The following is a 22449-nucleotide window of genomic DNA, read 5'->3' as shown; positions in this document are numbered from 1 at the left end:
AGGTATAAGTCAAACTTTACTTAGGAATAGAACTTCCTAAAATCTTAATTGGTTTGTGTTTTGTTCTTTTCTTTTAGTTTTATTTTATGAAAAAGGGTAAACCGAATAATATCTCTATCAAAATAATCAACACCACTTGCGCGCTGTTGGAAACTGTTTAAATAACCCAATTCTAAAGCAATGTTTTTATTAACACCGTATTGCAAGGCGGCGTAAATTCTATTTTGGTCAAAGGTGTTATTAACAATGCTTTTTCCGGCATTAATCATTAATTCATCATAAACAACAGCTTTTAGATACTGACTTTCTTTTTTCCAACAGGAATATTCACCTTGTAGACGGTATCTAAATCTCCAAGAAAATGTAGTTCCTGGCTGTAATCCTTCTTTATTGGCATTGTGAATAAATCGTTCTTCTACTTGAAAGCGTTGATTCATTGTGAAGTTGCCATATTCTTGTTTCCAAGTGATGTCTTGCTGAGTTCTGTATTCTGGTACTCTAAAACCATAAGTAATATCCGGATTTTGTGTTGCTACAGAGAAATATGAAAAACCGACTCCTACGTCTAAATTAGTATTGATTTTATAGCGTCCGTGTTCACGAATCAGATATAAATTTTGTTCAAAAGGCTGAATAAAAACCCGATTGTCAAATTCAGTATGTAACGACCATTTGTGATTTAATGTCAATTGGTTGTAATAGCGTATCCAAAGCAGACTTTGATGATCTATATTTTTTTCAGTTTGAGCTCTGGAAACAAAACATACTAATAAAAGACAAAAGATTCTGATGGTTTTCATGGGGTTTTTTCTGTTTTTGGCAAATGTACATAAACTCTATCATATAAATAGAATTTATTTTTTGCTTTAGACCAAAAAGCCTTTTACATAATCCTTGGTTAGTTTTTCTTTTGGATTCAAAAGCACTTCTTCGGTAGGACCAAATTCAATAATCTCTCCCATATAAACAAAACCAATATAGTCAGAAACTCTTCTAGCTTGGCGCAAAATATGTGTAACAAGTACAATTGTGTATTTGTCTTTCAATTGCATAAATAATTCTTCGATAGCTTGGGTCGATATAGGATCTAAGGCAGATGTTGGTTCGTCTCCCAAGATAATTTCCGGTTCAATAGCCAGTCCTCTTGCTAAGCATAATCGCTGTTGTTGACCAATAGACAGTCGGGTAGCAGGAGATTTTAGACGGTCCTTTACTTCGTCCCAAAGATTCACACCACGAAGGTATTTTTCTACGATTTCGTCCAGTTCTTTTTTGTTATTATTTCCGTGAATGCGTTGTCCGTAAGCAATATTATCATAAATGTTCATTGGCAACGGAAAAGGTCTTTGAGAGAGCAAACCCATCTTTTTTCGGATGTGTGTCACTTCAGCTTTTGGATCGTATATGTTTTCACCATCCACCAGAACTTTACCATCTACATGCACATCATTTTGACGGTCGAGTAATCGGTTCATGGTTTTCAGTAAAGTTGTTTTTCCGCAACCGGACGGACCAATTAAGGAGGTTACTTTCTTGTCTGGAATGTCAAGATTAATGTTCTTCAGAATATGGTTTTCGCCAATGTGAACATTTAAATTTTGGATACTTATGTGTGGTTGAATGATCATATTTTATTTTTTGAAAGATTTTTGCTGGCTATTTTTGCCACAATGTTAATGACTAAAACGATAATGGTAAGGATTACTGCTGCGGCATACGCACGGTTTTGAACTTCTTTAATCGGGCTGCTTAATTGAAAAAATATAGACAGCGGCAAAGTTGCTGCAGGTTGATCGAGAGAAGTTGGGATGCTATCCGTAAAGCCTGCAGTAAACAGCACACAGGCGGCATCTCCTATAGCTCTTCCGAATGACAATAAGATGGCTGTTACAATTCCCGGAATGGATTGTCGCAATATGATCTTAGCCGATTCATAGCGTGTTCCCCCCAAAGAAAAAACTGCATTGCTCATGTCTTCCGGTACGACGCGAACGACTTCGTCTATAGCTCTTACCAATATTGGGATTATCATTAGTGTTACAGTAATGATTCCTGCCAATAATGAAGTTTTCAATCCCATATAAACCATGATAGCAAATCCAAAAGCACCGTAAACGATAGATGGAATCCCAAACAAGATGTCGTAGCTCAATCGGGTAATCGATGCTAAAGTTGCATTTCTTTTGGCATACACATTAATATAAATAACAATCGGAAGACTGATTAAAAGACCTAATAAAGTTGAACCTATGGTGATGTAAATAGAACCTACAATGGCATTCAGAATACCGCCTCCTTTACCAATGTAAAAACCACCTTCGGGGATTTTAGAAACCATGTCCCAACTCAATGAACCAATGCCCTTTGAGAACAAGGTGTACACTATCATAAACAAGGTACTGCTGATGATGACGGTACTTAGTATCATCAAAACTTTGAATATATTTTCTTCTATTTTTCTCATTTTGATTGGGTTTAGTTGTTTCTTTTTTCGATTCTATATAAAATGATTCTCGAGAGCGCATTGAATATAAAGATGATGACAAATAGGAGCAGAGCTGCAAACATCAATGCCGAATCATACATGGGAATAGACATCATTTCTCCATAATTATTCGCAATAAGTGCCGGAAGGGGATAAGCCGAATCAAATAGGTTTTGTGGAACTTGTGCCAAATTACCGCAAACCATCAAAACAGCAATGGTTTCCCCAAAGGCTCTGGAAATTGCGAGAACTACAGCAGCAACAATTCCGTCAATTGATTTTCGGAGAACTACTTTTTTGGTAGTTTGCCATTGCGTAGCACCCAATGACAAAGAGGCATTCCGTAAGTCTTGTGGCACATTATCAAAGACTTCAATCACAATGCTGATTATAAGCGGAAAAATCATAATTGCCAAAACGATCCCTCCAGCCAATACAGAATAACCTGTTGTGAATTCAACAAAATGTGGCGCTATTTGGTCTTGTATCAAAGGGATAATGACCAGAACTCCCCAAACACCATAAAGAACAGGAGGTATTCCCGACAATAATTCTATTAACGGCAAAACCAACTTTCGAACGCGAATGTGCGCATATTCAGAGAGATAAATAGCAGTTAGCATTGATAATGGTAAAGCAATAATAATGGCAATTGCGGTAACCCAAAGTGTGCCAACAATAAAAGGATAAAATCCGAAGGCTTCTTTGAAAGGTTTCCATTCGGACGAGAATAATAAATTATATAATGAAGTGCTGTTTAATATAGGCACTGACTTGTAGAACAAACCTAGCGCAATCAATACCACTGTTGAGATGGATAGGAGGGTAAGTGCTAAGAATATTTTACTGATAAGATGATCTTTGAGTAATCTTATGTTTTTCATTTAGATATAGTAGACCACCCCGGCAAAATTATTTTTAAGGGGCTTATTATTTTGGTATTTTGCCTTGGGGTGGATGTTTTTGATTTAGAAGTATTATTTAATCTTCCCTAATTCTTTTTTCAATTTTTCTTGCGAAAGTTTGATGTATCCGGCTTCCGAAACAAATTTTTGACCCTCCGTAAGAATGTATTTTAGGAATGCTTTGACAGCTGCATTTTTTGGTTTTCCAGTAGTTACAAAATACAAATCACGAGCGGGAGGTGATGGGTATTTGCCAGATGCAATTGCAGCAATTAATTTATCGATGTCACTATAAAAATTTTCATTCGGATCTAGTTTGCCATTATTGTTGAGGTCAATAGGGACAGCCACTATCCCATTAGTTGGTTTATTGGTTTTAGTGTCGTAGATATAAACGATATTGTTAAAACCAATTCCTGAAGGATCTCTCTGAACAGCCTGTGCCAATCCTGGATCTCCAAATACGGCAACTCCTTGTAAGTCTTCTTGCTTTTTGCCAAAATAGCTAGCCCAGGTTTCGGCAGCTCCAGCCGCATCGGATCTTGTGTAGACATGAATTGGAGCAGCGCTTTTGAAACCTAAAGTGTTCCAAGTTTTGTATTTTCCTGTGATGAAAATATTATTGAAAGCTTCTTTTTTTACCCCTTTTTGGTACAATACTTTTTTGTAAGGGTTAGAGGCGCTAATGGTTGGAATTACTGCATCTTTAGTAACAGCAATCGGATAAGCGCCTTTTTTGAATTCTGCTGCATTCAGTTCACGAGAAACCAGTCCAATATCGGTTACTTTAGACAGTACATCTGTTATACCTTTTCCAGCACCGCCGGCTTGAATGTCAATTTTAACTTTTGGATGTGCTTTTTTGAATTCTTCTGCCCATTTTACGGTAATAGGATATAAGGCAAAAGCTCCGGAAATACTGATGTTGCCTGATATATCTTGTGCAGAAACTTTATTAGGCGTTATGTTTGCTATTATTAGCACAGTTAATGATAACAGTGTTTTTTTGTACAGTTTCATTTTTTTTTTGTTTTTATGTTAGAAAAAAAATACTGAATCAAAAAGTTAACTTGTTTACTGTGTCAAGCTAACTTTTTGATTTTCTAAAATTATTATAGTGTATATTTTAAAGTAACTCCATAAGTGATCTGATCTCCCAGTACTGCGGCGTATTGCCCAGCATTTCCTCCAGCAGGCAATAATTGCTCGTAGTAATTTTTGTTTAAAAGGTTACGACCCCAAATATGAACCGATAAACCTTCTGATGCGCGGAAACCAAGACGTCCATTGAAAATAGAATAACCAGGAACCACTAGATATTTTGAAGCTGATGCACTTGATGAAAAAGAAGAACGGGAATAAGAATCTATTGCCAAGAAGAATTTTCCTGTATTCCCGAAGATTCTTCCACTTTTAGAATATTCTCCTCCTAAAGTTCCTGCCCATTTAGACACACCCGGTAAATCTGTACCCGAAACATCTTTGAATGCTACTGGTGCTCCAGTTTCTTCCAATGGCAATGGAGCATTTGTAAATTTTACATAGATCCCTTCAGTATAGGATAAGGCTCCACTGAAACTTAAATTTTTGTTTACAGATGCACTGGCATCTACTTCTACACCTCGTACACGAACTTTGTCAGCATTGGCAAGATACCCGCGATTAACACCTAATTCAGCTGCTTGAACATTGGTTTGATAGTCTTTAATTTCTGTATCGAAAGCAGTTAAATTCAATATAGAATTTTTAAAAGGAGATGTTTTTACACCTACTTCATAATGGTTTACCTCTTCTGGTTTAATTACGGCAAGCTCAAGTATTGGTTGACCGGCAAGAGTAGGAAGACCAGCTACGTTAACACCAACTGGTTTGTATCCTTTTGCATAAGTGGCGTAAGCATTGATTTTGTCCGAAGCTTTATAGGATACAGTTATATTCCCAGAATAGTCTGTGTCATCAGTAGCTGATTGAAAAGCTTGATCCGAGTAAACTGATTTTTTTAAAGCAATTAATGCTGGGTCAGTTGTTTGAAGTCCTCCATAGGTTTTACGATCATATTTAGCGTCTTTTTTGTCAAAATTATATCTAAGACCTGGCAATACATGAAGTTTGTCTGTTATTGCCCAATCCAATTGACCAAAAACTGCTGCACTGGATGATCTGATGCTGGAAACGGTTTTTATTCCATATCCTTCAAAAAGACCTGGGGTTTTCCATAATGAACTTGTGGTGCTTTGTGAAAATCTCCATTGAGCATCACCTGATTCTTCAGTTCCGTTTGTTTTTACTGTTTGGTCAATAAAGAATACGCCTACAACACCACTCAAATTGGAGCTAACCTGACCGGCATAACGAAGCTCTTGGGTGATTTGTGTTTGTCTTGATGGATTCTGTGATTTAGCAAGTACTTGCAATCCTGTAAAGTCCCTGTCGTTAGACGGATCCCAAGTCCAAAAACGCCAAGCAGTGGTTGAGGTAAGCGTTCCTCCTCCAATTTTAGTGTCAATGTTTAGAGACACACCTCCTAAATCTTGTCCTGAGCGCCATGGCGTATCGTGATCAATTTTGCGGTCAAAGGCATTAAGACTTGGTAATTGATAATTCAAATCGGCAATAATGGCGTTGAACTGGCGATAAGCTGGTCTTTGTGTAGGAGCCACACCTGCAACTACTTGTGCATATCCGTCTGGATGCTGGGTCGTAAGGTCAGCAGCCAAAGTGATGTTTGTGTTTTCTGTTGGAGTAAATAATAATTGACCTCTAAAACCTTGGTTATTAAGAGTGTTTGTATGTCTTCCTGTTGCAATATTTTCGATTAAACCATCACGTTGTGTTCCTGAAAATGAGATTCTACCTGCTATTTTTTTGCTCAAAGCACCAGTAACAGAGGCTTTGGCTTGTAGGTAGGCATAATTTCCGTAGCTAATTTCAAAATCGGCACCCGATGTAAAACTTGGTTTTCGAGAAGTTATGTTAAATGCACCGGCAGTCGTGTTTTTGCCAAATAAAGATCCTTGTGGTCCGCGCAATACTTCAATTCGGTCCACATCAATAAAATCTAGGGTTGTTGCTGCTGGACGAGCATAATAAACACCATCAACATAGAAACCAACACCTGGATCGATACCATCATTGGTTAGCCCAAAAGGAGAACCCAGACCACGAATGTTAATTCCTGTATTTCTTGGATTTGAAGAGTAAAGCTGTACTGATGGAATCAATTCTTTTATGCGGTTTACATTGAAAGATCCGGTTTGTTCTGCCTGCTTTCCAGTTACAACAGACACTGCAATTGGAACATCCTGGACTTTTTCTATTCGGCGTCTGGAAGAAACCACAACCTCGACTAGAACATTTTCGCTTTCAGGGATAAGAGTTATATCTAGAGGAGCATTAGTTAATTGATCTATTTTTAGTTCTTTAGAGGTAAAGCCAATATATTGTACTAGTAAAGAAAAAGGAAGCTTTTCTCTGGTTTCAATACTGAATTTTCCATCTGAATCGGAAATAGTATTGTACTTTGTTCCTTTCAGTACAATATTAACACCGGCTAAAGGATTTTGTTGATTGTCTTTTACGATACCTGTTACAATGCTTTGTGCAAAAGAGGTTGAAAAAATAAATAGGAGTAATAAACTTAAAATTGATTTTGAAAATATAGTTCTCATTATTATGTATGTTATATGTAATTAGTAGAGTTTAAATTTAAATTTTTTTTTGATAAACTAGCACATACACATACACATCAGTTGAGTGATGTTTTTTTCTATTCTTGAAGGAATTGTTTTCTTATTTTTTTTCCTGACTTTGGTTTTTTTGCTTTTAATCGTTTGCATAGGGGTAATTTTGATGGTTATCATTATTTTGATTCGGTGCAAATATATATAAATTCTATAAATATAGTCAAGTTTAAAAAATATTTTTTTATTTTTTTACCAATGAGGCGATTGTAATGCCTTGCATAGCTTTCAAAGTTTCGTCTCGAATAACCACCAACCCGTGTCGTAGATGGCATTCCGACTCGCTAACGCAATCTGAACAACGCTCGTAAAAATTTAATGAAGCACATGGAAGTAATGCGATTGCACCGTCAAATAATCGGTGAATATCAGCCAAAGTAATGGTTTCTTTGTCTTTCAAAAGATAATAACCGCCGTATTTTCCTTGTTTGCTGCCTACAAAATGACCTCTTTTTAAATCCAAAAGTATTTGTTCCAAAAACTTTTTAGGGATAGAAGCGCCTTCTGCAATTTCAATAGTTCTTGAAATGTGATTCTCATCTTGTTGAGCTAAATAGAGGAGTGCTTTAAGGGCGTATTTGGTTTTGTGTGAAAGCATTATGGAAATTGTTTTTTTAATAAATATAAAACCTAAAAAGATTTTTTTTGAAGAAAATCAAATATCAAATATAATTCTTTATTTTAAATCTTTAAAATTTAATTTTTGAAGCAAGAAGCCTTTGCAATGAAGTATGTGCATATGCTAAAAGATTCTAGTTTTTGTTTGCGTATTCAATTCACTTTATTTCTAAGTCATCTACAGCGGCAATTTGGTCAAGTATATTGGTTTGATTGGGCGAAATATAATTTTTTACCTCGCTAGTGTTTTCTTTTCTAAAAAGAAGGTCTAATGCATTGTATAGTTTAAGTAAAACCTCTTTGTCCTTTTTTTCAATTTCTAAAGCTGTATTAAAATTAAAAACATAATTATTTGAGTTACGAACTTCTACTTTTATCGTTTTTGGCGTGATTTTAAATTTGACTATATCCATATTGTTCCTTTGCTCTTTTTAAGTATTTGACATTCTTTTTATCGAATTCTGTTTTATAGTATTCTTCTTGTTCTGTAAATCTTGGGAATTTGTATAAAAAACTTTTTATTTTGGTTTTTTCTAGTTTTCCCATTTTATTCAAGAATTATTTTGTGTAAGGATACAAAAAAATCCTTGTATTCAACGAATGGTTTCTAAAAAGAGTGTTTAGTTCTAACAGTTTTATCAGCTTTAGGAATAAAATTATTGGATGAATTTTAAACGATAAAGGCGAAAAACTTGATTTTTAATATTCTTCCTGTTTACTATTTGTATTTCAATTTGTGAAAAAACCTTCCTCGGAACTCTCCTTTAATAAACTTCAAGTTGATTTTATCTAAGCATAATTCCAATAAAAAACCCTTAAACATTTCTGTTTAAGGGTTTTGCCTTTTGTAGCGAAGACGGGAGTTGAACCCGTGACCTCAGGGTTATGAATCCTGCGCTCTAACCAACTGAGCTACCTCGCCATATTCGGGATAATTTCTGTCCCTGAATGCGGGTGCAAATATAAAACAATAATTAGAGTTTGCAAGCAAAAATGATAAAAAAAATTTTTTTTTCAAAATGCTTTTTTCTTGTCGTAATATTCTATATATTTCACAAAAAATAAACGAAATTCATGGATTCTAAAATACGTTACGAAATCGAATTCCCCATAAATTCTTCTCCTCAATTATTGTATCAATATATCTCAACACCTTCCGGTTTATCCGAATGGTTTGCTGATAATGTTAATTCACGTGGTGAGTTTTTTACATTTATTTGGAACGACTCCGAGGAAAGAGCGAGGCTTGCATCTAAAAAATCTGGGGAAAAAGTAAAATTTAAATGGGTTGATGCTAATAATAAAGATACGGAGTACTTTTTTGAGCTTAATATTTTAGTTGATGAACTTACCAAAGATGTTTCTTTGATGGTAGTTGATTTTGCTCGTAAAGAGGAAATTGAAGAGGCTACTCAATTATGGGAAAATCAAATTTCAGACTTGAAACATGTAATTGGTTCGGTATAGTAAATTTGTATATTATAACTTATATTTGCGCCTGAATTAATTCAGGCTTTTTTTATGATAAATTTTAATGGAGCATTAGTACCTCAGGATGCAAATATAGCAGTTCAAAATCGTGGTTTTTTATACGGTGATGCCGTTTTTGAGACGGTAAAAATTGTAAATTCTAAAATTCTATTTATAGAAGATCACTATTTTAGGTTGATGTCTTCAATGCGTGTGATTAGAATGGAAATTCCAATGAATTTCACCATGGAGTACATGGAAGAGCAAATTCTTTCTTTAGTAAAGAATAATGGCTTAGAATCATCGGCACGCGCAAGAATAACTGTTTATAGAAATGAAGGAGGGTATTATTTACCTCAAGATAATACGGTTTCTTTTCTAATACAGGCAATTTCTATTGAGAATGGGTCGTATTCTGTTGATGAAAAAGAATATGAAGTTGATTTATACAAAGATTTTTATGTGACCAAGCATTTGTTGTCTTCTATAAAAACAACAAATCGTCTTGTAAATGTAACAGGGAGCATTTACGCTAATGAAAACGGATTGGATAACTGTATTTTGTTAAACGACAGTAAAAATGTTGTAGAGGTGCTTCAAGGAAATATTTTTATGTTAAAAGGAAATGTCTTAATTACTCCTCCAGTATCAGAAGGATGTTTGAATGGCGTTATGAGAAAGCAAATTTTAAAAATTGCTAAAAAAATGGACGGACTTGAAGTGTTGGAAGAAGTAATTTCTTCTTTTGATCTTCAAAAAGCAGATGAATTATTTATGACTAATGTGATAAAAGGGATTCAGCCCATTACAAGATATAGGAAAAAAACATTTTCGATCGAGTTATCCAAAGCTTTAGTAGCAGAGCTTAATAACTTAATAGTGTAGTTTTCTTAATAGTGTAGTTTAATTTAAATATGGATTCTCTGGTGCATTTGACCAGATGAGGTATTCTCCTCCAAGTTCTATGATTTGTTCTTTCCAGAAATGGGTTGCTGATTTGCCAATTATTTTGTTTTCATAACTGTTTTGGGTGATTATCCACGAATTGGCTTCCATTTCTGTTTCTAATTGATGCTCATCCCAACCAGTATAGCCTAAAAAGAAACGAATGTTGTCTTTTTTGATTTTACCGTTATTGATGAGTTCTTTAATTGATTCAAAATTACCTCCCCAATAAATTCCATTTGAGATCTCTATACTATTAGGGACTAATTCTGGAATGTTGTGGATGAAGTAAAGATTGTCTTGTTCTACCGGTCCTCCATTATAAATTTTGAAAGTAGCATCAATTTCTGGAATAAGATCATTGATGGTGTATTTCAAAGGTTTATTAATGATAAAGCCTACTGAGCCATCTTCGTTGTGGTCAGCTAAAAGTATCACAGATCTATTAAAAGATAGGTCTCCAATTATGGATGGTTCTGCGATAAGTAAATACCCTTTTTTTAATTTTTCGGAAATCATAAGGCTATATTTTTTATTTAAATTTAATTAAAAAACGATGTTGAGACCAAATATAATCGTTGAAAGTATAAAAAAAACCTTCCATAGGAAGGTTTGATTATATAAGTTAAACTATATTAGTTTACTGCTCCTTCTAAATCTGCACCAGCTTTGAATTTCACAACATTTTTTGCAGCGATTTGGATAGTTTTACCTGTTTGTGGGTTTCTTCCGTCTCTTGCAGCTCTAGATGACACTGACCAAGATCCAAAACCTACTAAAGAAATTTTTCCGCCTTTTTTCAAAGTTTCACCTACATTTCCTAAAAATGATTCTAAAGCTAATTTTGCAGCAGCTTTTGTGATTCCTGCATCAGCAGCGATAGCGTCGATTAATTCTGATTTGTTCATAATAATAAGGTATTAATTGTTGGTTAATAAGAATTGTTATTACAACAAATTTAATAGGAATAATGTTTCTTGCAAGGGTTTTACTTGATTTTAGTGCTTTTTGTTAATAACTTGGGTTCATTGTTCATAAAACAAGGTTTTTTTTCTTGAAAAATCATAAAACTCCCGTTTTTATTGATTCTAATAGGCTTTTGCACTTTCGGAAAAAACGATACCATTTAATAATTCATGCGTGTTCATTTTCTTTTTGCCTGGGAATTGTAAACTCAATATTTGGATGTAGCCGCCTGTAACGGCAATTTTCATTTCTTTTTTGGTGCAAAGCAAGCTTCCAATAGGATGTTCGTGTTGTTCCAAAATGATTTTGGCTTCATATATTTTTACATTCCACTCTTCATCCTTGTCACTAAAAAAGCACCAAGCCGCAGGATAGGGGCTTAGCCCTCGGATAAGGTTATTGATTTCTGATGCCGATTTCGCCCAGTCGATTTTACAATTCTCTTTATTTAGTTTATAAGCCGTTTTGATTTCTGGCGAATCGGTCTGAATAGTTGTGGTTACATTTCCGTTTTCTATTAATTGTAATGTTTCTATAACGGTTCCGCTTCCTAAATGCATTAAGCGATCGTGTAACTGCCCTGCATTTTCAGATTCAGAAATTTCAGTTTCGGAACTTAAGATCATGGCTCCAGTATCTATTTTGTCATCTATAAAAAAGGTAGTGACTCCGGTTTTTGTTTCTCCATTTATAATTGCCCAATTAATAGGAGCGGCACCTCTATAATTAGGAAGCAGTGAAGCGTGAAGATTGAAGGTGCCTAACGCAGGCATTTCCCAAACGACTTTAGGTAGCATTCTAAACGCCACAACAATTTGTAAATTGGCATTCAATGATTTTAATTCCTTAAGAAAGTTTTCGTCTTTTAGATTTGTAGGTTGTAGAAGAGGAAGGTTGTTTTCTAAGGCGTATTCTTTAACAGCTGAGTATTTTAATTTTTGTCCACGACCTGCAGGTTTGTCAGCAGCAGTAATTACTCCAACTACTTCGTAATTGTTCTTGATTATGGTGTTCAGAATTCCAACAGCAAATTCTGGGGTTCCCATGAATATAATTCTTAATTTTTCCATTATGATTTTAAGGTGTATTTATTATTCTTTAAAATGGTTAGGATTCCATTTTCTAGTAATTGTTGTAGTACAAAGATAATATCGTCTGAGGTATCTTTAATTATATTTTGGATTTCTCTTGAATTTAAATCTTCTGTTTGTAATAGCTTGATTATTTTTTTAGAAAGTGTATCGTAATCTTTTTGAGTGCTTGTTTTTGTTATACAATACGAGCAAATGCCACAATCGTTAGTTGCTTTTTCTCCAAAATAATCTAAAATCATTTTGCTTTTGCAAACATTGGTTTCTTTAATATAATGTAATACTGATTGCAGTTGCTCTTTTTTGAGCTGATTCTGTCTCTCTAAATATTTTGAGACTTTACTAATAGTTCTTTCGTCTTCTCGAATTTCATTAAATATTAAAGTAGCATCATTGTTCTTTGAGTGATAATCAATAATGTCTTTGTCTTTTAATTTGTGTAATACGGCTAGTACTTGGGCTTCAGAACGATTTGATTTTTTGGCTATTAACGGAAGGTTAAAAGCAGTTTGCATTTCATAAATTCCCGGATAGGTTCTTAGTATGGCCAAAATGATTTCTTCATCATTAGGGTTCAGGCTTGTGTAGCGAATGACTTCTTTTGATGGAATTATAAATTGTAATGTTATTTTTTCTGAAAATTCCTGAGATAAGGTAATAACACCTTGTCCGTCCAGAAAACGCATCGCGTTAAAGGTTTTTAGCGCAGGAAATCCATACTTTAAACAAAAATGATGTAAGTTAAATGTAAACTGTTCGTTAATCCCTTCTCCATAAGCAATTTGAAAATAATTACAGAGTTTGACATACATAGTGTTCAAAAAAGCTTTGTCGGGAAGGATATTTATAAATTGACTTTCGGTCTGAATAATATCAGATGGACTTGTCAATAATACAGCAAAGGCTTTATTGCCATTTCTACCGGCGCGTCCAGCTTCTTGGTAGTAATTCTCAATATTTTCTGGTAGCTGAATATGAATAACGGTTTTTACATTGGTTTTGTCAATTCCCATTCCAAAAGCATTTGTAGCCACTATGGCTTGGGCTTTTTCCTCCATCCACAACTGCATGTTTTTGTCTTTTTCTTTAGACGAAAGGCCTCCGTGATAATAAGTGGCTTTAAATCCTAACGATTGTAATTGGTTCGAAATATCTAGACATGATTTTCTGTTTCGGACGTAAATTATAGAAGGTTGCGGATTTTTTTTAAGGATTTGCTCAACTCTAAAAAGTTTATCTTCGACTTCAAAAACCATATAGGCAATGTTTTTTCGGGCAAAAGATTTTTCGAATTGCTTCGGGTTGTGCAAACCCAATTCAGTAATAATATCTTCTTTTACTTTTGGGGTTGCCGTTGCGGTAAGCGCCAGAAACGGAACTTTTGGAAAATGTTTTTTTAATGCGGAAATCTTCAAATAAGCAGGTCGAAAATCATGTCCCCATTGCGAAACACAATGTGCCTCATCTATAGTGATTAGGTTTATGGGAAGATTTTTTATTCGATCCATAATCCAATCCGATTGTAATCGTTCAGGAGATACGTACAGAAATTTATAATTTCCAAACTGACAATTGTCTAACAGATCAATCATTTCGTCAGATTTGATTCCGCCTGTTAATGCGATTGCTTTGATGTTGATTTTTTGCAAATTAGCAACTTGGTCTTTCATCAACGCTACCAAAGGCGAGATTACCAAACACATTCCCTCTTTCATCATGGCTGGAACCTGAAAGCAAACTGATTTTCCTCCGCCTGTTGGCATCAAGGCAAAAGTGTCCTGACCGCTTAAAACAGAATCAATTATTTCGTTTTGAAGAGATCTAAAATTATCGTGTTTCCAATACTTTTGAAGAATAGCTAATGCTTCTTGCATGAGTTCAGGTTTCAGGTAGTTAGATTTCAGATTTTGGCTCTCATAGATGACTAATGTTTTTATAAATACACTATCTAGGAACTGTAATCCGCTATTTGTAGACTACAATCTGAACACTAAATTTTATCTAATATATAAAGAATTCTGTTATCTACGCTATCTTTAGGTACTTCAATTAGGTTGTAACCATATTTTTGATAGGTTTCTATAAGGTGTTTGTAGATGGTTGTTGCTTGTTCAAAATTTTCATAACGTTCGCTATCACTTTCGTAAATCTCTTCCCAAGGAGGAAGAATAAAAATTTTGGTGTAATTATTTTCGCGGCAAGCCAAGTCAAAATGATCGGGATATGGATCTCCAATATAATCCAAGTATGCCACAACATCAGGAATACCACGGTCTATAAAAACCATCGGATGTGTTTCGTTTTGAGCATTATTGTATTGCTTAATTCTTCCATCAAGCAGCATTTGGCTAAACAGTAAAGGGTCTTCCAGGAACAATTGTTCAATGCCTCTTTTTTGAGCTTCAAGCGTTACTTCCCGAGAAATTTCAGGATAACAGCAATAGCCTTTTGCAATCAAACTATTTATAATAGAACTTTTCCCAGTACCAGGACCACCAATGATAACAATAATTTCTTTCTGCACTTTCTGTAATTAAACGGCAAAAATAATTAAAGTTATCGTTATTTGAAAAAAATAGTTTAGGATTTTTAGAGGTTTGCTTAGGAGCGAATTATTGTTTCTTTTTCAGGAGAAATGATTCCTGCTGTACGCTATATTCCCGATTAACAAAAACTACGGCAAAAAGCCTTGTTTTTCTAAATCGGGAGATGCCGCTTCCATCAGGGCTAAAGAGAAATGAATTGATTTTTTTGAGGTGTTTTATTGGGATAAAGTCTCTTTTAAATTCAAAATGGGTTAGAATATAAGGGGGTTTGAAAAAAACCTAAATTCTTAAGCGCAATTCTGAAATCTAAAATCTAAAATCTAAAATCAAAACCGTATATTTGCTTTTATTTTTAATTTAACAATGGATAACGATAAAGAAAAAGAAGCCAACGAATTTTACGAAAGACTGAAGGTTGAGTTAGATAAAAGTAATACTTGGCCTGCAGAGTATTTGTTTAAATTTATAGTTCCCACATCCGACGAGAATATCAAAAAAGTTGAAGAAGCATTTAACTGCATGGGAGCTGTAATCAATACAACAAAGTCTAGAACAGGAAAATTTACCAGTATATCAATAGATTTAGAGGTAAAAGATTCACAAGAAATAATAGATAAATACCGAGAAGTTTCTACAATAGAAGGTATAGTTTCCCTATAATTATGGTCGAAAAATATAAAAAAGAAATAGCGAGTGATGTTGTTTTTAATCTAGAATATAATTCTGAAAGAAAACATTTAATCATTCCTGAATATGGTCGTCATTTGCAAAAATTGATCGAACAGGCAACTCTTATAGAAGATGATGTAGAGCGTAATAAAACAGCAAAATACATTATTCAGGTAATGGGAAGTTTGAATCCTCATCTTAGGGACGTGCCAGATTTTCAGCATAAACTATGGGATCAGCTTTTTATCATGTCTGATTTCAAGTTGGTAGCCGATTCTCCATATCCAATACCTTCTCGCGAAGTTTTACAACTCAAACCAGATGCTTTAAAATACCCTCAAAACTTTCCAAAGTACAGGTATTATGGTAATAATATAAAGTATATGATTGATGTTGCCAACAAATGGGAAGAAGGTGAAATGAAAAATGCGTTGGTAAAAGTTATTGCCAATCATATGAAAAAATCCTATTTAAGTTGGAACAAAGACACTGTAAAAGACGAAGTGATTTTTGAACATCTTTATGAGTTATCAGACGGGAAACTGAATTTACTTCAGAGTTCAGAAGAATTATTAAACACTACCGATTTATTGCGAACCAATAAAAGGATTTCCAACAAAATAACACCTTCAGGACAACCTAAAATTCAAAGCAATAAAAATAACAAAACGGGAAAATCAAAACCGTTTAATAAGAAATAATTTAAAACGAGAAGTTAAGCTACTAAGTGGCTAAGGAACGAGCTGAAAAGTTTACAAGAGCCTTAGGAATTTAGAATCTTAGAGTCTTAGAACCTTAAAATAAACACATGGGAATTTTTAAAATCGAGGGTGGTATTCGCCTAAAAGGGGAGATCACACCACAGGGAGCCAAAAATGAAGCACTACAAATTTTGTGCGCGGTACTTTTAACCCCAGAAAAAGTAACAATCAACAATATTCCTGATATTATTGATATCAATAAATTGATTACACTATTGGGTAATTTGGGGGTTAAGATTGAGAAAATAGGTTCAGGATCTTATACTTTTCAAGCTGATGAGGTAAATGTGGGTTATTTAGAAACCGAAGCATTCAAGAAAGAAGGAGGATCACTTCGTGGTTCAATCATGATTGTGGGGCCACTTTTGGCACGTTTCGGAAAAGGATATATTCCTAAACCAGGAGGAGACAAAATAGGACGAAGAAGATTGGATACTCACTTTGAGGGGTTCATCAATCTTGGTGCTAAATTTAGATACAACAGAGAAGATCATTTTTATGGAGTAGAAGCTCCAGATGGACTTGTTGGTTCTGATATGCTACTTGATGAAGCATCTGTAACTGGAACAGCAAATATTGTTATGGCTGCCGTTTTAGCCAAAGGGAAAACAACAGTTTACAATGCTGCATGTGAGCCTTATCTGCAACAACTTTGTAAAATGTTGAACTCTATGGGGGCTAACATTACAGGAGTAGGATCTAATTTGTTAACTATAGAAGGAGTTGAAAAATTAGGAGGATGTGAGCATAGAATTCTTCCGGATATGATTGAAATTGGTTCTTGGATTGGTCTTGCGGCTATGACAAGAAGCGAAATAACTATTAAGAATGTGAGTTGGGATAATCTAGGGGTAATTCCAAATACCTTTAGAAAATTAGGAATCACACTAGAAAGAAGAGGGGATGATATATATATTCCTGAGCATAAAAATGGTTATGAGGTAAAAACGGATATAGATGGTTCTATTCTTACGGTTGCAGATGCACCTTGGCCAGGATTTACACCAGATTTATTGAGTATTGTTTTGGTTGTAGCCACTCAAGCAAAAGGAGATGTATTGATTCACCAAAAAATGTTTGAAAGCCGTTTGTTCTTTACAGATAAATTGATAGACATGGGAGCAAAAATCATGTTGTGTGATCCGCACAGGGCAGTTGTTATAGGTCATGATTTTAAATCACAGCTTAAAGCAACGACAATGTCTTCTCCAGATATTCGTGCAGGAATATCATTATTGATTGCTGCACTTTCAGGTAAAGGAACTAGTATTATTCAGAACATCGAGCAAATAGACCGAGGATACGAACGTATAGACGAACGTTTGAGAGCAATTGGAGCCAAAATAGTTCGAGAATAAAAAAGAATTATCAATTTAAAAATCGCTTAAATGAATTGTTTTCAGGAGAAAATAAAATTGTTTAAGCGATTTTTAGTATAAAAAAACGAAATATGTCTAATGAACAAACAGCTATAAAAGCAACCTATTTTAGTATCATCGGTAATACATCGTTGGCTCTTATAAAGGGATTAGCTGGCTTTTTCGGAAATTCATATGCTTTGATTGCAGATGCTATAGAGTCTACAACAGATATCTTTGCATCACTTTTGGTTTTATTTGGCATAAAATATTCAAATAGACCAGCAGATGAGAATCATCCTTATGGACATGGAAGGGCAGAACCATTAATTACTTTTTTAGTGGTTGGATTCCTTATTACATCGGCTACAATTATAGCTTATGAAAGTATAGTAAACATCCAGACGCCTCACGAATTGCCAAAATCTTGGACACTTTTTGTGTTGGGTGCTATTATCATCTGGAAAGAATATTCCTTTCGGTTGGTGATGAGAAGGAGTAAAGAAACCAATAGTTCCTCTCTAAAAGCTGATGCTTGGCATCATAGAAGCGATGCTATAACTTCGGTAGCGGCATTTACAGGGATTTCGATTGCCTTATTTTTAGGGAAAGGCTATGAAGCGGCTGATGATTGGGCAGCTTTATTTGCATCTACTTTTATTCTATATAATAGCTACCTCATTTTTAGACCCGCTCTTGGTGAAATAATGGACGAACATTTGTACGATGATTTGGTTGAGGAAATCAGACAAGTATCTCATCAAGTAGACGGAATTATTGATACAGAAAAATGTTTTATCCGAAAAGCAGGAATGAAATACCATGTAGATCTTCATGCCAGAGTAAATGGTGAAATAACAGTAAAAGAAGGACACGATTTATCCCATAAACTTAAAGATACTTTACGAGAAAAGATACCAGAATTAGGGCATGTCTTAATTCATATCGAGCCTAATTAAATGGACTCAAAACCTAAAAAAAACCAATACGATTCAAAAAAGTATTGGTTTTTTTATTGGTAAAGTTTACATCTAATTGAAAAAACTCAATCCAAGAATTACCCCGTCTTTTTGAAATCCATTTTGGTAGGAGCGAACATAATCCAATCGAAATATTTTGAATTTCCCAAAACCGAGATTGTTCAAACCTACGCTGTATTCTGCATAAGGACTTCTATTTGGTATGGCAAGCAAGTGATAACCTAAAACTAAGTTTGATTTAAGCATATTCAATAGCGGAATTTTATTCATTATATAGCCTTTGTCGTTGTGTTCTGTATGCAGCTCAAAATAACTGTCATTGGTGCTATTGGTATAATAAGGCATTAAATTAAATACATTCAAATAATTTTCGGAAAGTCCTATATAAGTTTGATTTCCGTTGAAATGTTTGTAGTCTACAAATGATATTTGGTTGGCATTAAACAATTTACCAGCTTTTGCATTTAGCGAAAAAGCACCTTTGTTTCCTAGCGTAGAGTTATAGAAGATCTTGGCTTTTGCGTGGTCAAATTCATATTTTTTCTCGCTTCCGGCAAATCCTTTTTCAAAACCCAATGTGAGTACAGGATAATTGCCTTTTGAAAAATTATATTTTCCGTCTGGACGTGTAATGTAGTCTTGATCAAAATTAATTTTTACCTCCATGTTAGCCTTTATCAAATTGTATTTTTCAAAAGCTGGCGTTATATAGTCATTTGGAGCCCACGGGTTGTTAGACGTATAGTCTTTTTCTTTTTGAAAAAAAGTTTGGTCTGTGGTGTTTGATAAAGGTTTGTTTTCTGAATAATCAATTTTAGCCTTTAGGAAAAATCCATTTGTAATTTCACGCTGGTATAAAAATGAGATGAAATTATTTTCATAAATCTTCATCAAATTTTCTTTGAAAAATAAAGTACTAACGGAATTCAATAGCTCCAGTATTGGCTTTTCTTCATTAAACTGGGTAACGCGATTCCCTCCAGTGATTTGAATTTCGCTTTTGTTGCTATTGTTAAATTTATGGATAAAACTTCCTGTTGATCTAAATTTGTCTTCGGAAAAACCATAATCAAAATCAGTTCTGAATTGAGTGTATTTTCCTTTTTCGCGATCGCTTTCTGTATAAGACAATCCAGTGCTAATTTTCCAACCCTGTACGGTGTTGAAATTAACTCCTGTTAATATGCCTTCATAATCGGCAGACCATTTTTGGAATGAATTTTTATAGGTATAGCCGGTAATAATATCAAAAACATGAAGTTTGTTATTCTTTTTATCTATAGAATCAAGATATACCTGTGATTTCTTTTTGGTCTGCAAAATATCTTTTTTGGTATAATCAGTGCTTTCTTCAATGGTTAATGGTACAGGTCTAATAGTATTCCAATAAGCATCTTCTTTCTTATTGGCATTTTCTTGAAATGTCAATACTTCTCTTGTAAATGTTTTTTTTGTGAATGGAGGATCGAATTCAAAATTAGAATATACATAAGTAAACTTTCCTGAAATATTAATGCCTAGTATTCCAGCTGTGAAATCGATTGTTTGAGTGTTTTTTACCCAAATTTTAGTAGCTGAATTGTAACCGAAGTTTTGTTTTAGAGTCAAAACGTTCAATGCTGGATTTTGCATTTGTTCTCCCTTAATGTTAACATCAACGGCATAAATAGCCCAACTGTCATCAACGATATAAATATAACCTTCCATGACAGGTTCTGACTCTCTTTTTGGGGTGACCTTTATTTTATTGATTTGTTGATTGTTTTCATTGTAAAATGATCCTTCCAGTTTGTATTTATAGTAATTAAAAGCATTGTCAGCAATTGGTGAAACTACATTGACATCAAAAGGTAAATAATTATCATAAAAATCAAAATTAGCTGATGCGGCATTGTTAAAACTGAATCCGTTATCATCACCACTTACTTTGGAGGCAATAATAGTTTCCTTCATTTTGTCTGGTTTCTGAAAAGAGATTTTAGAAACAGTTTCCGATAAGTAGAGAATGCCAGTTCTTGTAGAATCCAAAACTTCATCAAACATGTCCAGTTTTTGTCCTAGAATTTTTTTGGGAGCATTTTTGATTCGGAAAATACCGCGGGAATAGAAATCGGCTTTGTATCGAGCTGTTTTTTCGATATTTGCTTTTTTATTTGCAATAGCGTTTCTTATAATTTGATTGGCAGGATTATCTTTTGGATTAATTACAACTTCATTTAAAGAAAAACTTTCTTCAATCAATTTTACATCTAAATTATAGGGGAAGGAAGAGATATCAGCTGTTATCTTTTTAGTTTTAAAGCCTAAAAATTGAAAGACTATTACGTGCTGACCTAATTTTTTTGTGTTTAATTCGTAATATCCTTGCTCGTTTGATGTAGTTCCGTTATAGGTGTTTTCTTCGTATATCGTAACATAAGGCAATGGATTTCCTTTCTCATCTGATATCCTACCTTTAATTTGGGCAAAACTAAAAAAGTTAGTAACTAAAAAAAGGAACAAAAAAGCGTTTTTCATAAATTATTGTTTTTATGTTTGACGCTTTCTTGTAAGATTGTTACATGTAAAAATAGATGGCTTTTTATAAAAAAATGTTAAAAAGTGTTATATAAAAGACTGAATAGCCAGATCATAACTTTTTAAACCAAAACCAAGAATTACACCTTTTGCATTTCCGGAAATGTATGATTGATGCCTAAAACTTTCCCGGGCATAAGTATTCGAAATATGAACTTCGATTACTGGAGTTGTAACAGCTTTGATAGCATCACCAATTCCTATTGAAGTATGGGTGTAGGCTCCGGCATTAAGGATAATACCATCGTAACTGAACCCCAATTCTTGTATTTTGCCAATTAATTCTCCTTCGATATTGCTTTGATAGTATGTTAATTCTATTTGGGGAAATTTATTCTTTAGAATTTCAAAATAATCTTCAAAAGTTTGGGTACCGTAAACTTCAGGTTCTCTTTTTCCTAAAAGGTTCAAATTTGGTCCATTAAGGATGGCTATTTTCATAAAACTAGTTTTTGTAAAAATATACAAACGAATTCAATTTAAAGAATGGTTTTTTACAAAATAAGTTTTTGTTTCTATTGAAAAAATTTCGTTCATGATTTTCTGATTTTTAGTCAAAAAACATTACGACTTGTGTGATGCGTTGTTTTAAACTGTTTTGTCTTAAATCTATGATTATTATTATATTAGTCAAAACATTAAGATAATATTTGTACTCCTTTTATATATGTTTTTTAAAAATTTAGTTATATTTGTTAACATAAAATTATAAAAATCAAACACTATGAAAAAGATTATTTTAGTATTAGTAGCAATATTTGCTTTTAATTTTGCAAATGCTCAAGATTCTGGTGCTCCAAAAGCGACCTTTTCTAAAGGGGATATGTGGCTTGAAGGAGGGATTAGTTTGACTACTGGTGATAGTAGTAACGATTATTTTGCAATAACTCCTAAATATGGTTATTTTTTAGATGAAAAATGGGCTATTGGTGGAGATTTTAATGTTTCAACAGTGTCATATTTACCAAATACTAATAACCTAGACAAATCTAGTTCATTTGGAATAGGAGTATTTGCTAGATATTATTTCTTGAGCTTAGGGAATTTCAAGGCTTATGGTGAAGCAGGTTTAGGTTACAACCATACAAAATTAGAGTATTTAAATAATACGACTAATACCAATAATGGTATCAAAGCTAATATTGATTTAGGGATGAATTATTTCTTTACTCCAAAATGGGCTGCTACATTTGTTCTGGCTGAAGTTTTAAGTTATAATAATGCCAATCCTGAAAATGGAGCTAGTACTAGTGATCTAGTTATAAATGTTAACTTGTTTAATAATATTTTCGCTCAACCAAAATTTGGATTATTATACAAATGGTAGTTTGATATAGT

23 protein-coding genes and 1 tRNA gene are annotated in these 22449 nt (G+C 33.9%); 7 read left to right on the top strand and 17 right to left on the bottom strand.

Annotated elements, in window-relative coordinates; all coding sequences use genetic code 11:
- Positions 1-44: 44 nt before the first annotated feature.
- The 10 genes from OZP08_RS18570 to OZP08_RS18525 form a co-directional block, all read right to left on the bottom strand.
- Positions 45-800 (bottom strand): DUF2490 domain-containing protein, encoded by a 756-nt coding sequence (locus tag OZP08_RS18570; RefSeq protein ID WP_268847541.1) that lies wholly within the window; start codon positions 798-800, stop codon positions 45-47.
- Positions 801-866: 66 nt separating this feature from the next.
- On the bottom strand, positions 867-1628 hold the full coding sequence (gene pstB / locus OZP08_RS18565) for a phosphate ABC transporter ATP-binding protein PstB (RefSeq protein ID WP_268847540.1): 762 nt from the start codon (positions 1626-1628) through the stop codon (positions 867-869).
- Positions 1625-2464 carry a phosphate ABC transporter permease PstA gene (gene pstA / locus OZP08_RS18560; RefSeq protein WP_268847539.1) on the bottom strand — a complete coding sequence of 280 codons (840 nt, stop codon included), beginning with the start codon at positions 2462-2464 and terminating at the stop codon, positions 1625-1627. Before pstA ends, pstB begins: the two co-directional genes overlap by 4 nt.
- Positions 2465-2475: 11 nt before the next feature.
- Positions 2476-3369 carry a phosphate ABC transporter permease subunit PstC gene (pstC, locus tag OZP08_RS18555; RefSeq protein ID WP_268847538.1) on the bottom strand — a complete coding sequence of 298 codons (894 nt, stop codon included), beginning with the start codon at positions 3367-3369 and terminating at the stop codon, positions 2476-2478.
- A gap of 93 nt (positions 3370-3462) precedes the next feature.
- On the bottom strand, positions 3463-4410 hold the full coding sequence (locus tag OZP08_RS18550) for a PstS family phosphate ABC transporter substrate-binding protein (protein WP_281322555.1): 948 nt from the start codon (positions 4408-4410) through the stop codon (positions 3463-3465).
- Positions 4411-4502: 92 nt separating this feature from the next.
- The gene (locus tag OZP08_RS18545; protein ID WP_268847536.1) at positions 4503-7058 is read right to left on the bottom strand and encodes a TonB-dependent receptor; all 2556 of its coding nucleotides are present in this window, start codon (positions 7056-7058) and stop codon (positions 4503-4505) included.
- Between the two features lie 256 nt (positions 7059-7314).
- Positions 7315-7728 (bottom strand): RrF2 family transcriptional regulator, encoded by a 414-nt coding sequence (locus OZP08_RS18540; RefSeq protein ID WP_268847535.1) that lies wholly within the window; start codon positions 7726-7728, stop codon positions 7315-7317.
- A gap of 178 nt (positions 7729-7906) precedes the next feature.
- Positions 7907-8161: a hypothetical protein gene (locus OZP08_RS18535; RefSeq protein ID WP_268847534.1), complete on the bottom strand. Its 255-nt coding sequence runs from the start codon at positions 8159-8161 to the stop codon at positions 7907-7909.
- Positions 8142-8294, bottom strand: a complete 153-nt coding sequence (locus tag OZP08_RS18530; RefSeq protein ID WP_268847533.1) for a hypothetical protein — start codon at positions 8292-8294, stop codon at positions 8142-8144. The genes OZP08_RS18535 and OZP08_RS18530 overlap by 20 nt, the downstream gene beginning before the upstream one ends.
- Positions 8295-8596: 302 nt before the next feature.
- Positions 8597-8670 (bottom strand) — tRNA-Met (locus OZP08_RS18525).
- Positions 8671-8822: 152 nt separating this feature from the next.
- On the opposite strand from OZP08_RS18525, the gene OZP08_RS18520 reads away from it, so the two are divergent.
- Both OZP08_RS18520 and OZP08_RS18515 read left to right on the top strand, forming a co-directional pair.
- A complete protein-coding gene (locus tag OZP08_RS18520) occupies positions 8823-9215 on the top strand; it encodes an START-like domain-containing protein (protein ID WP_268847532.1) in 393 nt (130 codons plus the stop codon).
- 54 nt (positions 9216-9269) lie between these two features.
- A complete protein-coding gene (locus OZP08_RS18515; RefSeq protein WP_281322554.1) occupies positions 9270-10103 on the top strand; it encodes an aminotransferase class IV in 834 nt (277 codons plus the stop codon).
- An 18-nt stretch (positions 10104-10121) separates the two neighbouring features.
- On the opposite strand, the gene OZP08_RS18510 is transcribed toward OZP08_RS18515, so the two are convergent.
- From OZP08_RS18510 to OZP08_RS18490, 5 genes are all read right to left on the bottom strand, one after another.
- Complete coding sequence (locus OZP08_RS18510; protein WP_268847531.1) at positions 10122-10682, bottom strand: YqgE/AlgH family protein; 561 nt, start codon at positions 10680-10682, stop codon at positions 10122-10124.
- 116 nt (positions 10683-10798) lie between these two features.
- Entirely contained in the window at positions 10799-11071 is a 273-nt protein-coding gene (locus OZP08_RS18505) for an HU family DNA-binding protein (RefSeq protein WP_268847530.1), read from the bottom strand.
- A 180-nt stretch (positions 11072-11251) separates the two neighbouring features.
- Positions 11252-12199 (bottom strand): methionyl-tRNA formyltransferase, encoded by a 948-nt coding sequence (fmt, locus tag OZP08_RS18500; protein ID WP_268847529.1) that lies wholly within the window; start codon positions 12197-12199, stop codon positions 11252-11254.
- On the bottom strand, positions 12199-14094 hold the full coding sequence (locus OZP08_RS18495; RefSeq protein ID WP_281322553.1) for a RecQ family ATP-dependent DNA helicase: 1896 nt from the start codon (positions 14092-14094) through the stop codon (positions 12199-12201). The genes fmt and OZP08_RS18495 overlap by 1 nt, the downstream gene beginning before the upstream one ends.
- Positions 14095-14210: 116 nt before the next feature.
- The gene (locus tag OZP08_RS18490) at positions 14211-14744 is read right to left on the bottom strand and encodes an AAA family ATPase (RefSeq protein ID WP_268847528.1); all 534 of its coding nucleotides are present in this window, start codon (positions 14742-14744) and stop codon (positions 14211-14213) included.
- Positions 14745-15129: 385 nt separating this feature from the next.
- Here OZP08_RS18490 and OZP08_RS18485 point away from each other — a divergent pair, with 385 nt between their 5' ends.
- The 4 genes from OZP08_RS18485 to OZP08_RS18470 all read left to right on the top strand — a co-directional run bounded on the left by OZP08_RS18485 (position 15130) and on the right by OZP08_RS18470 (position 18513).
- Positions 15130-15426 (top strand): DUF493 family protein, encoded by a 297-nt coding sequence (locus tag OZP08_RS18485; RefSeq protein WP_268847527.1) that lies wholly within the window; start codon positions 15130-15132, stop codon positions 15424-15426.
- Between the two features lie 2 nt (positions 15427-15428).
- The gene (locus OZP08_RS18480) at positions 15429-16136 is read left to right on the top strand and encodes a DUF4290 domain-containing protein (protein WP_268847526.1); all 708 of its coding nucleotides are present in this window, start codon (positions 15429-15431) and stop codon (positions 16134-16136) included.
- 107 nt (positions 16137-16243) lie between these two features.
- A complete protein-coding gene (murA, locus tag OZP08_RS18475) occupies positions 16244-17554 on the top strand; it encodes a UDP-N-acetylglucosamine 1-carboxyvinyltransferase (protein WP_281322552.1) in 1311 nt (436 codons plus the stop codon).
- Positions 17555-17646: 92 nt separating this feature from the next.
- The gene (locus tag OZP08_RS18470) at positions 17647-18513 is read left to right on the top strand and encodes a cation diffusion facilitator family transporter (RefSeq protein WP_268847524.1); all 867 of its coding nucleotides are present in this window, start codon (positions 17647-17649) and stop codon (positions 18511-18513) included.
- A gap of 72 nt (positions 18514-18585) precedes the next feature.
- Here the strand turns inward: OZP08_RS18470 and OZP08_RS18465 are convergent, their stop codons facing one another.
- Complete coding sequence (locus OZP08_RS18465) at positions 18586-21051, bottom strand: DUF5686 and carboxypeptidase regulatory-like domain-containing protein (RefSeq protein WP_281322551.1); 2466 nt, start codon at positions 21049-21051, stop codon at positions 18586-18588.
- Between the two features lie 87 nt (positions 21052-21138).
- On the bottom strand, positions 21139-21552 hold the full coding sequence (aroQ, locus tag OZP08_RS18460) for a type II 3-dehydroquinate dehydratase (protein WP_268847522.1): 414 nt from the start codon (positions 21550-21552) through the stop codon (positions 21139-21141).
- Positions 21553-21835: 283 nt separating this feature from the next.
- Here aroQ and OZP08_RS18455 point away from each other — a divergent pair, with 283 nt between their 5' ends.
- Positions 21836-22438, top strand: coding sequence for an outer membrane beta-barrel protein (locus OZP08_RS18455; RefSeq protein ID WP_268847521.1), 603 nt, complete (start codon positions 21836-21838; stop codon positions 22436-22438).
- The last annotated feature ends 11 nt before the right edge of the window (positions 22439-22449 follow it).

It is taken from the genome of Flavobacterium aestivum, assembly GCF_026870175.2.
GTDB classification, from domain to species: Bacteria; Bacteroidota; Bacteroidia; order Flavobacteriales; family Flavobacteriaceae; genus Flavobacterium; species Flavobacterium aestivum.
The sequence above is the reverse complement of the archived record's forward strand: the minus strand, read 5'-3'. Positions and strand labels throughout refer to the sequence as shown.